The 13,837-nt window shown below is 66.6% G+C and carries 13 protein-coding genes; 6 read left to right on the top strand and 7 right to left on the bottom strand.

The genetic code is table 11. The annotated features are described in order from the left end of the window. Positions 1–54: 54 nt before the first annotated feature. Entirely contained in the window at positions 55–1,596 is a 1,542-nt protein-coding gene (locus tag MICNX66_RS14240) for a PucR family transcriptional regulator (protein ID WP_232089102.1), read from the top strand. 9 nt (positions 1,597–1,605) lie between these two features. On the opposite strand, the gene MICNX66_RS14235 is transcribed toward MICNX66_RS14240, so the two are convergent. The 5 genes from MICNX66_RS14235 to MICNX66_RS14215 are packed head-to-tail and all read right to left on the bottom strand — an operon-like array spanning position 1,606 to position 6,161. Beyond that, on the bottom strand, positions 1,606–2,073 hold the full coding sequence (locus tag MICNX66_RS14235; protein WP_187662412.1) for an Lrp/AsnC family transcriptional regulator: 468 nt from the start codon (positions 2,071–2,073) through the stop codon (positions 1,606–1,608). Between the two features lie 54 nt (positions 2,074–2,127). Next, positions 2,128–3,288, bottom strand: a complete 1,161-nt coding sequence (locus tag MICNX66_RS14230; protein WP_187662411.1) for an acyl-CoA dehydrogenase family protein — start codon at positions 3,286–3,288, stop codon at positions 2,128–2,130. Then, entirely contained in the window at positions 3,285–4,043 is a 759-nt protein-coding gene (locus MICNX66_RS14225; RefSeq protein ID WP_187662410.1) for an alpha/beta fold hydrolase, read from the bottom strand. Before MICNX66_RS14225 ends, MICNX66_RS14230 begins: the two co-directional genes overlap by 4 nt. 40 nt (positions 4,044–4,083) lie before the next feature. Then, on the bottom strand, positions 4,084–5,001 hold the full coding sequence (locus tag MICNX66_RS14220; protein WP_187662409.1) for a sugar kinase: 918 nt from the start codon (positions 4,999–5,001) through the stop codon (positions 4,084–4,086). Continuing rightward, positions 4,998–6,161 carry an MFS transporter gene (locus tag MICNX66_RS14215; RefSeq protein ID WP_232089101.1) on the bottom strand — a complete coding sequence of 388 codons (1,164 nt, stop codon included), beginning with the start codon at positions 6,159–6,161 and terminating at the stop codon, positions 4,998–5,000. The genes MICNX66_RS14220 and MICNX66_RS14215 overlap by 4 nt, the downstream gene beginning before the upstream one ends. Before the next feature lie 422 nt (positions 6,162–6,583). On the opposite strand from MICNX66_RS14215, the gene nrdH reads away from it, so the two are divergent. Genes nrdH through MICNX66_RS14190 form a run of 5 tightly spaced genes read left to right on the top strand, consistent with a single transcriptional unit; the run spans position 6,584 to position 12,696 of the window. Continuing rightward, positions 6,584–6,817, top strand: coding sequence for a glutaredoxin-like protein NrdH (gene nrdH, locus MICNX66_RS14210; RefSeq protein ID WP_017202656.1), 234 nt, complete (start codon positions 6,584–6,586; stop codon positions 6,815–6,817). Positions 6,818–6,874: 57 nt separating this feature from the next. Continuing rightward, entirely contained in the window at positions 6,875–7,309 is a 435-nt protein-coding gene (nrdI, locus tag MICNX66_RS14205; protein WP_060922465.1) for a class Ib ribonucleoside-diphosphate reductase assembly flavoprotein NrdI, read from the top strand. Next, positions 7,306–9,450 (top strand): class 1b ribonucleoside-diphosphate reductase subunit alpha, encoded by a 2,145-nt coding sequence (gene nrdE, locus MICNX66_RS14200; RefSeq protein WP_060922464.1) that lies wholly within the window; start codon positions 7,306–7,308, stop codon positions 9,448–9,450. Before nrdI ends, nrdE begins: the two co-directional genes overlap by 4 nt. 39 nt (positions 9,451–9,489) lie before the next feature. Continuing rightward, a complete protein-coding gene (nrdF, locus tag MICNX66_RS14195; RefSeq protein ID WP_060922463.1) occupies positions 9,490–10,470 on the top strand; it encodes a class 1b ribonucleoside-diphosphate reductase subunit beta in 981 nt (326 codons plus the stop codon). 18 nt (positions 10,471–10,488) lie between these two features. Then, positions 10,489–12,696, top strand: a complete 2,208-nt coding sequence (locus tag MICNX66_RS14190) for a restriction endonuclease (protein WP_332107625.1) — start codon at positions 10,489–10,491, stop codon at positions 12,694–12,696. 261 nt (positions 12,697–12,957) lie between these two features. Here the strand turns inward: MICNX66_RS14190 and MICNX66_RS14185 are convergent, their stop codons facing one another. Both MICNX66_RS14185 and MICNX66_RS14180 read right to left on the bottom strand, forming a co-directional pair. Then, positions 12,958–13,269 (bottom strand): hypothetical protein, encoded by a 312-nt coding sequence (locus MICNX66_RS14185; RefSeq protein ID WP_187662406.1) that lies wholly within the window; start codon positions 13,267–13,269, stop codon positions 12,958–12,960. A 58-nt stretch (positions 13,270–13,327) separates the two neighbouring features. Then, positions 13,328–13,804, bottom strand: a complete 477-nt coding sequence (locus MICNX66_RS14180) for an adenylyltransferase/cytidyltransferase family protein (RefSeq protein WP_197971851.1) — start codon at positions 13,802–13,804, stop codon at positions 13,328–13,330. Positions 13,805–13,837 lie beyond the last annotated feature (33 nt).

Below are 13,837 nucleotides of genomic sequence, written 5' to 3'. Positions count from 1 at the left end.
GGGTCGCTACGCTGGGGCTCGGCCCATGCTCACAGAGAACGGAGCCCGTGCAGAGTGGCAGAGCGTCAGGAGTTCTTCTTCGGTCGGACAGACCGTCCGGATCGGCGCTCGTCGGCGCTGCTCGTCGGGGACGTCCTCGCTCTTCCCGCGGTCCAGGAGGGAGCGCCGACCGTCCTTGTCGGCGGCCCGGCACTCGAGGCCGGGGTGCGGTGGGTCCACGTCTCGGACAGCGCCGACGTCGCCCGCCTGCTCGACGGCGGCGAGCTGCTGCTCACGACCGGCGCCGCCTGGCCGACCGGCACCGCAGCACTGCGCGTGCTCGTGGCGGAGCTGGCGGCGATCGGGGTCTCGGGCATCGTGATCGAACTCGGCCCGCGGATGTCCCGCGTCCCGGACGCGGTCATCGAGGCCTGCGCCGCCGCCGGTCTCGCCCTCGTCGCGCTCGCGGTGGAGGTGAAGTTCGTCGCGGTGACCGAGGCCGTGCACCGGGCGCTGATCGAAGCGCAGACCGCGGCGCTCCGCGAACGGCAGCGTCTGCATGATCTCTTCACCGCCCTCAGCCTCCGTGGCGCACCGGCCGACCTCATCGTGTCGGAGGTCGCCCGTGCGCTCGACGTCCCCGTCCACCTCGAGAACCTGGCAGGAGAGGTCGTCGCCGTCGAAGCTCTCCGCGTTCCGGTCGGCCAGGCTCTCCGTCCGCCCGGCCCGGATGGCGGTGACCGTGTGCCGGTGCAGGCGCGCGGTGTGCGCTGGGGCTGGCTCATCGCGGCGGACGGTCCACCGCATCCCGCCGGTCGCGCCACCGTCTTGGAGCTGGGGGCGACCGCCCTCGCCTTCGGTTGCCTCGCCGACGGGGAAGGCGCGTGGACCGTGCTCGCGCACCGCAGCCTCATCGAGGATCTCCTCGGCGCGCGCTTCGCCCGTGAGGAGGATGTCGAGGTCCGGCTCCGGCGGCTCGGGCTGGATCTCGCGGGCACCACCGGCACCGGGCTCGTGTTCCGCACCGACGAGGCATCGGACCGGCTGGTCGCCCGTGCGCGTGCGGCCGGTCTGGCTGCGGTGGGCTCGCGGCGCGGCGCCGACGTGGTGCTGCTCGTCGCGACCGGCGTCGGCGCCCTGTCCGATGCGGCCGTCCGCCACCTCTCCGGCGGTGCGCCCGCGATCCTCGGTCCGAGCGCCGAAGGCGTGCTCGGACTCCTGGCCTCGACCCGTGCCGCGCTCGACCTCGCCGCGCGGCCGTCCGGGGGTGACGTGCCGGCGGTCCGCCGCGTCGCCGACCGGCCGCTCGAGCGCCTCGTGTCCGCCCTGCGCGACGATCGGCGACTCCAGGCGCACAGCGAGCAGATGCTGGATCCGCTCGTGCGTCACGACAGGGATCGCCGAGGCGATCTGCTCGCCGTGCTCGCCGCTCTCGTGGCGCACCCGGGCAACCGCTCCGCCGCGGCGGCCGCGAGCCATCTCTCCCGCTCGGTGTTCTATCAGCGCCTCGCGCTCATCGGCGACCTGCTGGGCGCGGATCTGGACGACGGGGAGACCCTCGCCGCCCTGCACCTCGCCCTGCTCGCCCGCCGTCGTGATACGACGCCGCCGCTCTGAGCGGGACGGTCAGCGTGTGCCCCAGGCGAACTGCTGCTTCTGGAGCTTCGCGTAGATGAAGGTCTCCGTCGACACCACGCCCTGGATCGGACGGATGCGGTCGTTGACGAGCGCCAGCAGATGGTCGTCGTCCTCGCACACCGCCTCGACGAGCACATCGAACGATCCGACCGTGATCACGACGTAGTCGACCTCGTCGATGTCGGCGATCGCCTCGGCCACGCCCCGCGCGTCGCCGGCGACCTTGACGCCCACCATCGCCTGCCGGTGGAAGCCGAGCTGCATGGGATCCGTCACCGCGACGATCTGCATGATGCCCGACTCCGTGAGGCGCTGCACCCGCTGGCGGACGGCGGCCTCGCTCAGCCCCACGATGCGGCCGATCTCGGAGTACGAGCGGCGGCCGTCCTCCTGCAGCATCTCGACGATGGTCTTGGAGATCGCGTCGAGGGTGTGGTCCTTCTTCGACGGTGCCATGGTGCGATCCTGGCACTGCGGACGATCGCGGACAACGGGGTCCGCGTGCGCCGATCAGGCCTCGATCGGGCCGAGCCAGGCGCTCGCCGCTGTGGCGTGCGCCGACTCGGGGTCGGAGGGGTGGAACGCCCCGGCGAGGACGTCGCGGTACAGCCGGGAGAGCTCGTTGCCGGAGAAGTACGAGCCGCCACCGGCCACCAGCATCGCCTCGTCGACCACCTGCTTGGCCATCGTCACCGCCCGGTGCTTGACTCCCGAGAGCGCGGGGAACCAGCCGGCGCCGCGGTCCGCGCGCTCATCCACGTCGCGGGCGAGGGCGGCGATCTGCGGCGGGAGCGCGTCGTAGGCGAGGGCCATGTCGGCGATACGCCAGCGGATGTCCGGATCCTGGCTGTACGCGGTGCCGCTCTTCTTCGAGCGACGTCGGTGCGCCGCCGCCACGGCCAGCTCGAGGGCCCGGCGCGCGATGCCGGTGTAGACGGAGGCGAGGAGGATCTCGAAGACGGAGAAGATGCCGAAGACGATCGGGTCCGGGCTGGGTCCCGGGTCGATGCGCCGCACCACGTGCGCCGCATCCGCGACGGCGCCGTCGAGCCGCGTGGTCCGGCTCTGTGTGCCGCGCATGCCGAGGGTGTCCCAGTCATCCGCAGTGGTGACCGCGGACGTGCGGTCGACGAAGGCGAACACGAGCTTCGGCGCGTCCGGGCTCGTGGTGTCGAGGCCGTGCAGGCCGAGCTTCGTCCACACGGGGGCGAGCGAGGTGAAGATCTTGGTGCCGGTGAAGGCGTAGCCGCCGCCGCCGTCCGGGACCGCCGCCGTGTCGCTCCCGAACAGCACGAGGTCGTTGCCGCCCTCGCTGATGCCGAACGCGAAGACCTCTCCGGCCACGGCGCCGTCCTGCACGAACTCGAGACCGGGGACCCCGCGATCCGAGAAGACCTTGGCCACGCCGGTCCAGACCAGGTGCATATTGATCGCCAGGGCCGTTGCGGGCGCGGCGCCGGCGAGCCGCTGCTGGAGGACGGCCGCCTGCTCCAGGCCGAGTCCCGCGCCGCCGCGCTCCCGGGGCACGAGGATGGACAGGTAGCCGGCTGCGCGGAGCTCGTCGAGGTCCGCCTGGGGGAAGGTGTTCTCCCGGTCGTGGATCGGCGCCCGTTCGCGGATGCGGTCGAGCAGGTCGTCGGGGAGATACGCCGACGGGTCGAAGTCGTTCATGCCAGAGCCTCCAGGAGCTGTCGGATCGATTCCTCCGGGCGGTCGCGATGCACCGAGTGGCCGGCGCCGGCCACGACCGACAGGGAGATGCGGGGGTTGCTCGCGAGCACCTCGTCGGCGAGGGGTCCGGTGAAGATGCTGTAGACGGCGGGGTCGCCGCCGATCACGTGCGTGGGCACGGTCAGGCGGGCCGCGTGTCCGCGGACGTCCCACGGCTGATTCTGGGCGCTGGTCTGCTCGACCGCCCACGCACTCGCCCGCCGGACGGCGTCGGCCTTGAGCTCCTGGTCCTGCGGGTGCCAGTGCGGATGCTCCTGCCGCACGGCGTCGAGGCGGTTGTCGGCGAAGGCGCGTTCCTGGTTGTGGCGGACGATGGCCGCGTCCCGCTGGACGATGTGGATCGCGGGGTCGATGAGGACCAGGCGGTGCGTCCAGCCCGTGTCGTCGGCGGCGGCCACCGTACCGGCCGCCCCGCCGAGCGAGTGCCCGACGACGGCGTCCCAGGCGCGCGACCCGGCAGGCCGCGTCGCGACGAGATCCGCGGCATACGCCGCGACGGAGTAGTCGAGGGCCCGCGGGGCGTCACCGTGGCCGCGCAGGTCCACCGCCGTCGCGTGCCAACCGGCCGCCGCGAGAGCATCGCCGAGCCGCCACATGAGTGCGCCGGACGAGCCGAGACCGTGCACGAGAAGGGCGCGTCGCCCCGCCGCGGGATCGCCCCAGCTCAGGCGGGGAAGGGTGACGGGAGCGGGCATGGCACCAGCCTACGACCGCGCCAGGACGCGGCGGGCGGAGTCAGCGCGCCGGCTCCAGGGGCGGCAGGTCGGCCGCGATGCGGAGCACTCGCGCTGCGGCCTCGTGTCCTGCGGCCAGGCGGGTCTCGAGGTCGGCGCCGTCGAGCGTCGCGGCCAGGAACCCGGAGGCGAAGGCGTCCCCCGCACCGACGGGCTCCACCACGTCCACGGTCGGCGCGGGCACGAAGACCGGGTCCGCGTCACCGGCGAAGGCCGTGGCGCCGACGTCGCCGTCCTTGACGACGAGCAGACCGCAGTGCGGAAGGTGCGCGCGGATCTCCGCGGCCGTCGCGGTGCCCCAGATGCGCTCGGCCTCGTCACGGCCGACGAAGGCGATGTCGGCGGCGTCGGCCAGGCGCGCGAGGGTCGCGGCCGCCTCCTCGGGGCTCCACAGCGCCCGGCGGTCGTTCACATCGAAGGAGACGACGGCTCCGGCGGTGCGCGCGTCCGCGAAGAGCCGGTCGACCATCGCCAGGCAGGTCGCAGACAGCGCCGGGGTGATGCCCGTGGTGTGCACGATACGGACGCCGGCGAGCTGCGCGGGGGACAGGAACCCGGGTGCCATGCGCGAGGCGGCCGAGCCGCGGCGATAGTAGTAGACCGCCGAGGACTCCACGCCGGGATCCTTGAACATCACTCCGGTCGGCGCCTCCGGGTCGACCTCGGTCCAGAGTTCGACGCGACGCTGCTCCAGCTCTGCGGAGAGGCGGCGGCCGAGAGGATCGTCGCCGAGACGAGAGGCCCAGACGGCCCGGTGGCCGGCGGCCGCGACGCCGACGGCGACGTTCGCCTCCGCACCCGCGTGGGTGATCGACGCGGTGTCGGCGGTCGTGAGGTCGGCGCCGGTCGGCGTGATCAGGGCCATCGACTCGCCGACGCACACGATCGCGGGGGAGGAGGACGGGACGGAGGGGCTCATGAGGGGGTGACCGCCAGGGGCTCGGTGTCGGGATGGGGGCTGGCGTCGCGGTGACGCAGATCGGGGAAGGACCGCACGAACACGATGGAGACGAGCAGTCCGACCGCCGCGAAGATGGTGGCGGCCAGGTACGCACCGCGCCAGTCGCCGACGTCGACGAGGAAGCCGGCGACCGCCGATCCGGCTGCGGCGCCGATGAGCTGCCCGGTGCCCGCCCAGCCGAAGGCCTCGGCGGTCTCGCTGAACTTCACGCTGGCCGTGGTGATGGCGAACAGCACCGCGAGGGCGGGGGCGATGCCGATGCCTGCGAGGATGAGCATGCCGCCCAGCCAGTAGACGTTGAGCATGACCATCGTGAGGGCGAGGCCCACCGTGACGATGAGCAGGCGGCGCGCCATCGCCCAGGGGCCGATCGGGATGTGGCCGAAGGCGAGGCCGCCGGCCAGGCTGCCGGCGGAGAAGACCGCGAGGACGAGACCCGCCGCGAGGCTGCCGTGCTCGAACGTCGCGACCACGCCGACCTCGACCGCGGAGCAGGCGCCGATGAGCAGGAATCCGATGACGGTCGCGAGGAGCACGGGCGGCTTGAGCACGACCGTGCCCAGCGCGTTGCGGCTGCGCGGGATGCGCACGCGGCCGACCTCGGGGGAGAGGATGAACCACGCACCGCCGGCGACGAGGACGATCGCCACCAGGAGCAGGCCCTCCATGGTGCCGACCTGGGTGGAGACGAGGGTGATGACGACCGGCGCCAGCACCCAGATGATCTCCTGCAGGGACGCGTCGAGGGAGAACAGCGGGGTGAGCTGACCGGCGTTCACGAGCTTGGGGTAGATGGTGCGGACGGCCGCCTGCACCGGCGGCGTCGAGAGGCCGGCGATCATGCCCAGGGCCATGTATCCCGGGACCGAGAGGGGCAGCAGTCCCAGGCCGAGTACCGCGATGACGCAGACGGACAGGGTGAGGGTCAGCACCCGCCGCATGCCCCAGGCGCCCATCCACCGGCTGGTGATGGGGCCGGCGACCGCTTGGCCGACACTGGTCGCGGCGAGCACGAGGCCCGCCGATCCGTACGATCCGGTCTGCTGCTCGACGTGCAGCAGGATCGCCAAGGACATCATCCCGTTGGGGAAGCGCGCGGTGAGCTGGGCGGCGATCATGCGGCCCACTCCCGGCGTGCGAAGAAGATCCCGATAGCCCGCCACCCGACAACGGTACCGGGCGGCGGGGACGTCGGTGCGATGGGCCGGCGATGGACACGCCGCGACACGCCGTGGACACGCCGGACGACGAATTCCACAGGCCTGGGGATGTCGGATGCCCCTCGTAGGGTGCCTCCTGTGGATGGATCTCTCCCAGGCTCCTCCCAGCCGCGATTTCCCGCGGGTCGTCGACCCCGCGAGAGGGGGTCCGCCTGTGGAAGAAACGGTGGACAACCTGTGTTGTATCTGTAGAGAGCGGTGGAAAAACTACACGGATGTAACTACTACCCCTTGTGGTCGCACCGAATGTACGTCCCTATATGTAGTATTGAGATCCCGGCGGAGGTCTGCCGGAGAAACCAGAGATTTGAGGGGTTCAGATGTCGATCACGGTGTACACCAAGCCTTCCTGCGTCCAGTGCAACGCGACCTACCGTGCCCTGGATGCCAAGGGCATCGAGTACGAGATTCACGACCTGTCGGAGGACCCGACGGCGCTGGAGCAGGTCAAGGCGCTCGGCTACATGCAGGCGCCCGTCGTCGTCACCGACGAGGACCACTGGTCGGGCTTCCGTCCCGACAAGATCGACGAGCTCGCGTCCCGCCTGGCGTAGTCCGACAGGCTCACCGACCCGGCCCTTCGACAGGCTCAGGAACCCAAGGAGAGAGCTATGAGCGCCGTCGCGACCGCTGCGCCGCTCCTGGTCTACTTCTCGAGCGTGTCGGGTAACACCGCGCGCTTCATCGAGAAGCTCGGGCTTCCCGCCCGACGCATCCCCCTCCACCGGAACGAAGAGGACCTCGTCGTCGACGAGCCCTTCGTCCTGGTGACCCCCACCTACGGCGGGGGTGCCGGGCGCGGGGTCGAGAAGGGGGCCGTGCCCAAGCAGGTGATCCGGTTCCTCAACGACGAGCGCAACCGGCGTCACATCCGCGGGGTCATCTCCGCGGGCAACACCAACTTCGGCGACGCGTTCTGCCTCGCCGGCGACATCATCAGCCGCAAGTGTCACGTGCCTCACTTGTATCGGCTCGAGATCTTCGGCACACAGGACGACGTGGATCGCGTGAGCGACGGATTGGAACGACGGTGGAATCTTCAGTGACCGAGACAGTGGCATTCAAGGTGAACCCCGCGTATGAGGGTCTGGACTACCACGCCCTCAACGCGATGCTGAACCTGTACGACGCGAACGGGAAGATCCAGTTCGACGCCGACAAGCGCGCCGCGCGGGAGTACTTCCTGCAGCACGTGAACCAGAACACGGTGTTCTTCCACTCGCTCAAGGAGCGCCTGGACTACCTCGTGGAGAAGGAGTACTACGAGGGCGCCGTCATCGAGAAGTACTCGTTCGACTTCGTGCAGAAGCTCAACGACCTCGCCTACTCGAAGAAGTTCCGCTTCGAGACGTTCCTCGGCGCGTTCAAGTACTACACGAGCTACACGCTGAAGACGTTCGACGGCAAGCGCTACCTCGAGCGCTTCGAGGACCGCGTCGTGATGACCGCGCTCGCCCTCGCGGACGGCGACGAGAAGCTCGCCGTGAACCTCGTCGAGGAGATCATCTCCGGTCGCTTCCAGCCGGCCACCCCGACCTTCCTCAACGCGGGCAAGGCGCAGCGCGGCGAGCTCGTCAGCTGCTTCCTGCTGCGCATCGAGGACAACATGGAGTCGATCGCCCGCGGCATCAACTCCGCGCTGCAGCTCTCCAAGCGCGGCGGCGGCGTGGCCCTGCTGCTGTCGAACATCCGCGAGTCGGGTGCCCCGATCAAGCAGATCGAGAACCAGTCCTCGGGCATCATCCCCGTCATGAAGCTCCTCGAGGACAGCTTCAGCTACGCCAACCAGCTCGGCGCGCGTCAGGGGGCGGGTGCGGTGTACCTCAACGCCCACCACCCCGACATCATGCGCTTCCTCGACACCAAGCGCGAGAACGCCGATGAGAAGATCCGCATCAAGACGCTGTCGCTCGGAGTCGTGGTGCCGGACATCACGTTCGAGCTCGCCAAGAACGACGAGGACATGTACCTGTTCTCGCCGTACGACGTGGAGAAGGTCTACGGCGTTCCGTTCGGCGACATCTCGGTCACCGAGAAGTACCGCGAGATGGTCGACGACCCGCGCATCAAGAAGACCAAGATCAACGCGCGCGAGTTCTTCCAGACCGTCGCCGAGATCCAGTTCGAGTCCGGCTACCCGTACGTCATGTTCGAGGACACGGTCAACAAGGCCAACCCCATCAAGGGGCGCATCAACATGTCCAACCTCTGCAGCGAGATCCTGCAGGTGAACACGCCGACCACCTACAACGACGACCTGTCGTACAAGGAGATCGGCAAGGACATCTCCTGCAACCTCGGCTCGATGAACATCGCGCTGTCGATGGACGCCGACGACCTCGGTCAGACGGTCGAGACCGCGATCCGCGCGCTCACCGCGGTCAGCGACCAGAGCCACATCGGCTCGGTCCGCTCGATCGAGGATGGCAACGACCGGTCGCACGCGATCGGCCTCGGCCAGATGAACCTGCACGGCTACCTCGCCCGCGAGCACGTGTTCTACGGCTCGGAGGAGGGTGTCGACTTCACGAACATCTACTTCTACACCGTGCTGTTCCACGCGCTGCGCGCCTCGAACCAGCTCGCGATCGAGCGCGGCACGACGTTCGACGGGTTCGCCGACTCCACCTACGCGTCCGGCGAGTTCTTCGACAAGTACATCGACCGGGCGTGGGTGCCGGAGACCGAGAAGGTCAAGGAGCTCTTCGCGGGCAAGCACATCCCGACGCAGGAGGACTGGGTCCAGCTCAAGGCGTCGATCCAGGAGCACGGCATCTACAACCAGAACCTGCAGGCCGTGCCACCGACGGGCTCGATCTCCTACATCAACAACTCGACCTCCTCGATCCACCCGATCGCCTCGAAGATCGAGATCCGCAAGGAAGGCAAGCTCGGTCGCGTCTACTACCCGGCGGCGTTCATGACGAACGACAACCTGGAGTACTACCAGGACGCGTACGAGATCGGCTACGAGAAGGTCATCGACACGTACGCCGCGGCCACGCAGCACGTCGACCAGGGTCTGTCGCTGACGCTGTTCTTCAAGGACACCGCCACCACGCGCGACATCAACAAGGCCCAGATCTACGCATGGCGCAAGGGCATCAAGACGATCTACTACATCCGTCTGCGTCAGCTGGCGCTCGAGGGCACCGACATGACCGAGTGCGTCTCGTGCATGCTCTGACACTTCGACAGGCTCAGTGACCCAGGAACTAGGACAAGAATGACTCCTCACTCCCCGCTCAAGCTGGTCTCCAGCGTGCAGGCGATCAACTGGAACCGCATCCAGGACGACAAGGACCTCGAGGTCTGGAACCGTCTGGTGAACAATTTCTGGCTGCCGGAGAAGGTGCCGCTGTCGAACGACGTGCAGTCGTGGAACACGCTCACCCCCGACGAGCAGCTGCTCACCATGCGGGTGTTCACCGGGCTCACGCTCCTCGACACGATCCAGGGCACCGTCGGCGCGGTGTCGCTGATCCCCGACGCGATCACGCCTCACGAGGAGGCCGTCTACACGAACATCGCGTTCATGGAGTCGGTGCACGCGAAGAGCTACTCCTCGATCTTCTCGACGCTCGCGTCGACGAAGGAGATCGACGAGGCGTTCCGCTGGTCCACGGAGAATGCGAACCTTCAGAAGAAGGCGCAGATCATCATGGACTACTACCAGGGAGACGACCCCCTCAAGCGCAAGGTCGCCTCCACGCTGCTGGAGTCGTTCCTGTTCTACTCGGGCTTCTACCTGCCGATCTACTGGTCCTCGAAGGCGAAGCTGACGAACACGGCCGACCTCATCCGCCTCATCATCCGCGACGAGGCCGTGCACGGGTACTACATCGGCTACAAGTTCCAGCGCGGACTCGAGACGGCCGACCAGGCGCGCAAGGACGAGCTCAAGGACTACACGTTCTCCCTGCTCTACGAGCTCTACGACAACGAGGTGCAGTACACGCAGGACCTCTACGACGGCGTCGGCCTGACCGAGGACGTCAAGAAGTTCCTGCACTACAACGCCAACAAGGCCCTCATGAACCTGGGCTACGAGGCGATGTTCCCCTCCAGCGTCACCAACGTGAACCCGGCGATCCTGTCGGCGCTCTCCCCGAACGCGGACGAGAACCACGACTTCTTCAGTGGGTCGGGCTCGTCCTACGTCATCGGCAAGGCCGAGGCCACGGAAGACGACGACTGGGACTTCTGAGGAACCGCGGGTGCGGAATTGCGCGCATATGAATCGCTCTCTTCATACGACTTTGAGCGTCTAGTTAGGGACCTTCTTCAAGCCGAATGGAAGGAGAGGCTCGAGTCGTTCTCTCCTGGGCCGGATGGTGGGGTCGACGTCCGGCTTCTGCGCGCTGGCGCACTGCGTACCGTCCAGTGTAAGCACTCGCCGGGACGAACGCTCCTTCAGCTTAAGTCGAAGCTGGAGCGTGAAGCTAGAAAGGTGGCTTCAAGCGACCTTGGCGAGTACTGGCTAGCGACAACAGCGCGCGCGAGCCCGGGAGCGAAAGCTACAATCGCCGCAATATTTGGGAAACAGAAGCTGCGGCAAGAGCACATTCTTGCATGTGAGGATCTCGAGAACCTTCTCGATCGTCACGGTGAGGTTGAGCGCCTGCACGTGAAGCTATACGTTTCGAGCCTGGCGGTGCTAAAGACTGTTTTGCATCATGCAGTATACGAGCGGCAACGATATTTTCTCGAGCGCGCCGCAAGGCGGGCGAGACTATTCGTTACGAGTGACGCGACTCAGTTCGTGCACGAATCGCTAGGGAAGTACGGGATGTCGATCATCACCGGTCCTCCCGGGGTGGGGAAGACTACACTCGCAGAATCGGTAGCTCTGACATATGCTGCGGACGGCTACGAGGTCTTCGACGTTCGGAATGCCTCGGAGATAGAGAACGTGTGGCAGCCCGGTGCGAAGCAGCTGTTTCTGTACGACGACTTTCTCGGTCAAACAAGCCTTATGGAGAAGCTGTCGAAGGGTGAGGATCACTCCCTCGACTTACTAGCGCAGCGACTACGCGATTCGAAATCACACAAGATGATTCTGACCACGCGTCAGTACATCCTGACTGCAGCTCAAAGCACCTATAGTAAGTTGCGAACTGCCCGCGTTCTCGATTCAAACGTTGTTGTAGATGTCAGTACGTACAACGCGTTTCAACGCGGACATATCCTGTTCAATCATATTTACTACTCCGGGCTAGGGCAGGCCGCTAGGCGAAGTATTATCCGCAATCGCGCCTATCTCCGAGTGATTAGGCACCCCAACTACAATCCTCGTCTGATCGAGTCGATTGTGTCCGCTGCTCAAGCACTTGGGGGTGGGTCGAAGGGCGCAGGGTTTGCGGAGTTCATGTTGAGTTCGCTGAACTCGCCCTCTGCCTTGTGGAACAGTGTGTACGAGGTGGAGCTCTCCAGTGCCCAGAGAGCGCTGGCGTTAGCGATCTGTGTCGGGTTGACGGATACTTCCAAGGCAAGTGCAAGTGCGACTGCGCAATCGGTTTTATCGGCGTGGGGTGAATCTACGGTGGTAACTGACTCTGACGTAGACGTCCTCGAGGGTATTTCTATTGATGTTGACCGAGACGCGTTCGGAGAATATGAGTTCTCGGCAAAAAACCCAAGCATCAGAGACTTTCTACTATCGCGACTCTTTTCAGATCTTCGAGCTTTCAGGGCGCACCTGCAATCAGCAGAACCTTCATCGATCGCAGTCCTCTTCGCAATGCTGAGTGGCAAGGGAATCCGCGCCTCCAGGCCGTGGCAGGATCTTGAGGTTCCAAGCCGGGTGGCTCTTTTGGGAGCAGTCGATGAGTTCTTCGTGCCGATTCTGAGGCGGTCTCGAGGACTAGACGGTCTACGGCTCGTTGCCATGGGCATGGGCGTTCTGGATGATCATGCTCACAGGGGTCGGGTTAGCGCGACAACCGACATACTGAAGCTCACGCATGATTTCATGCGTGAGGAGTCAGATGTTGACGCGCGTATTCGGGCGTACTGGGCGCTTGAGCCGTTGCTGACTGCGAGTGAGGCGGAGATTCTCGCCACGGAAGTTCGCCGAGTATGGGTCGATGATGAGATTGGGATGCACGACATCTCAGCGGCTCACGAGTTTGAGCGCGAATGCGAGTCTGGGGTGGAGTCACATCTCGAAGCCATGCTTGTCGAGAGCATCGAATGGGCCCTCGATGATCCCGACAGGGACGGGTACGATTCGGATTTTGAATTGCTCCACGCTTTGCAGAGCGTACTCGAGTCTTTCCCGGTCGAATTTGTGGACGTGCAAGAGAGAGTCCGGGAGCGGTTGAATGAAGTATGGGAGCCCGACCCGGACGACGACTTCGACCGTCGTGAGTGGTCGAACAGCGACCGCGAGGATCTTCACGAGGTCGATGTCCTCTTCGCTCACCTTGGATGAACCTGGGCTACGGCATCGGCAATGCCGAGGCCACGGAAGACGACGACTGGGACTTCTGAGTCCGTGGTGCGGCGCCACGCCGTGTGGCGCCGCACCAGGTTCGGGGCGACGCACTGTTCGGCGGTTCCTCGACGCGGCGGCGCAGCTTGATGGGGTCGCTCGCGACGTGCGGGTTCAGGCACCGTGATCTCGTGAGGCGGGCGTGAGATAAGACGCAGGGGCATCCTTCGTGTTCCGGCAGAGATCGCGGGAGCCCGAACCTCAGCGTGCGCTCAGGACGAAGGCCAGAACCGCTCCCAGGACGGTGCCCGCGAGCATCGCGGCGGCCGTCCAACCGACGACGCGACCTCGGGCGACCTCGCGTTTCGTCGCGTACACGCCCGCGCCGAGGCCACCCACCACCACTGCCGCCATCGTCACGCCGGCGACGAGCGCCTGGACCCCGTAGTCCGGCGTCGGCGGGGCAGGATCGACGAGCGGAGTCGTGAAGCGGTAGGTCATGACGACGCCGAGGGCGACGAGCGAGACCGCGGTCATCGCTGCGATCAACCCCCACGCTGTCGATGTGCGCATCCGTCACCTGTTCTTCGCGGAGTTCGATGACCGGAGGTCGCCACAGGCAGAACGCGGGTCAGCGACCCGCGGCGCGCTCCGCTTCCTTCTCCGCGACGATCCTCCGGAGGCCCGAGCTGGAGAACCGATGGTCTCGGCTGTTGAAGTAGAGCTCGATGCCACTCTCCTCGCAGTACGCGCGGCCGGTGAAGTCCCGATCGCGGTACTCATCCCCGACGATGCGCACATCGAGCTTGAAGGACCGAAGGATGTCCTCGAGGTCCTGCTCCGTCGAGTACGGCACGATCTCATCCACGTGCTGACAGCCGCGAAGCTGGATGTAGCGCTCCACGACCGTCTGCGTCGGCGCGTTCTTCTCCGGGCGGTCCAGGGTCGGATCCATCTGCAGGCCGACGATGAGGTAGTCGCACTGCCGCTTCGCCTCGGCGAGCATCATGATGTGCCCTGCGTGCAGCAGGTCGAAGGTGGAGAAGGTGATCCCCACTCGCGGTCCGGGGTTGTAGTCGCGCCGTTGCGCCATGGACTCGTCAGACAAAATGTTCCCCCCTGTTTCCCGTACTCTACCGGC

This window comes from Microbacterium sp. Nx66 (genome assembly GCF_904066215.1).
Lineage (GTDB): Bacteria > Actinomycetota > Actinomycetes > Actinomycetales > Microbacteriaceae > Microbacterium > Microbacterium meiriae.
The sequence above is the reverse complement of the archived record's forward strand: the minus strand, read 5'-3'. Positions and strand labels throughout refer to the sequence as shown.

Bases quoted from the DNA above. Each gene is read 5' to 3' on its own strand.
- MICNX66_RS14235 (WP_187662412.1), bottom strand. From the start codon at position 2,073: ATGGCACCGTCGAAGAAGGACCACACCCTCGACGCGATCTCCAAGACC.
- MICNX66_RS14230 (WP_187662411.1), bottom strand. From the start codon at position 3,288: ATGAACGACTTCGACCCGTCGGCGTATCTCCCCGACGACCTGCTCGAC.
- MICNX66_RS14225 (WP_187662410.1), bottom strand. From the start codon at position 4,043: ATGCCCGCTCCCGTCACCCTTCCCCGCCTGAGCTGGGGCGATCCCGCG.
- MICNX66_RS14220 (WP_187662409.1), bottom strand. From the start codon at position 5,001: ATGAGCCCCTCCGTCCCGTCCTCCTCCCCCGCGATCGTGTGCGTCGGC.
- MICNX66_RS14215 (WP_232089101.1), bottom strand. From the start codon at position 6,161: ATGATCGCCGCCCAGCTCACCGCGCGCTTCCCCAACGGGATGATGTCC.
- nrdH (WP_017202656.1), top strand. From the start codon at position 6,584: ATGTCGATCACGGTGTACACCAAGCCTTCCTGCGTCCAGTGCAACGCG.
- nrdI (WP_060922465.1), top strand. From the start codon at position 6,875: ATGAGCGCCGTCGCGACCGCTGCGCCGCTCCTGGTCTACTTCTCGAGC.
- nrdF (WP_060922463.1), top strand. From the start codon at position 9,490: ATGACTCCTCACTCCCCGCTCAAGCTGGTCTCCAGCGTGCAGGCGATC.
- MICNX66_RS14185 (WP_187662406.1), bottom strand. From the start codon at position 13,269: ATGCGCACATCGACAGCGTGGGGGTTGATCGCAGCGATGACCGCGGTC.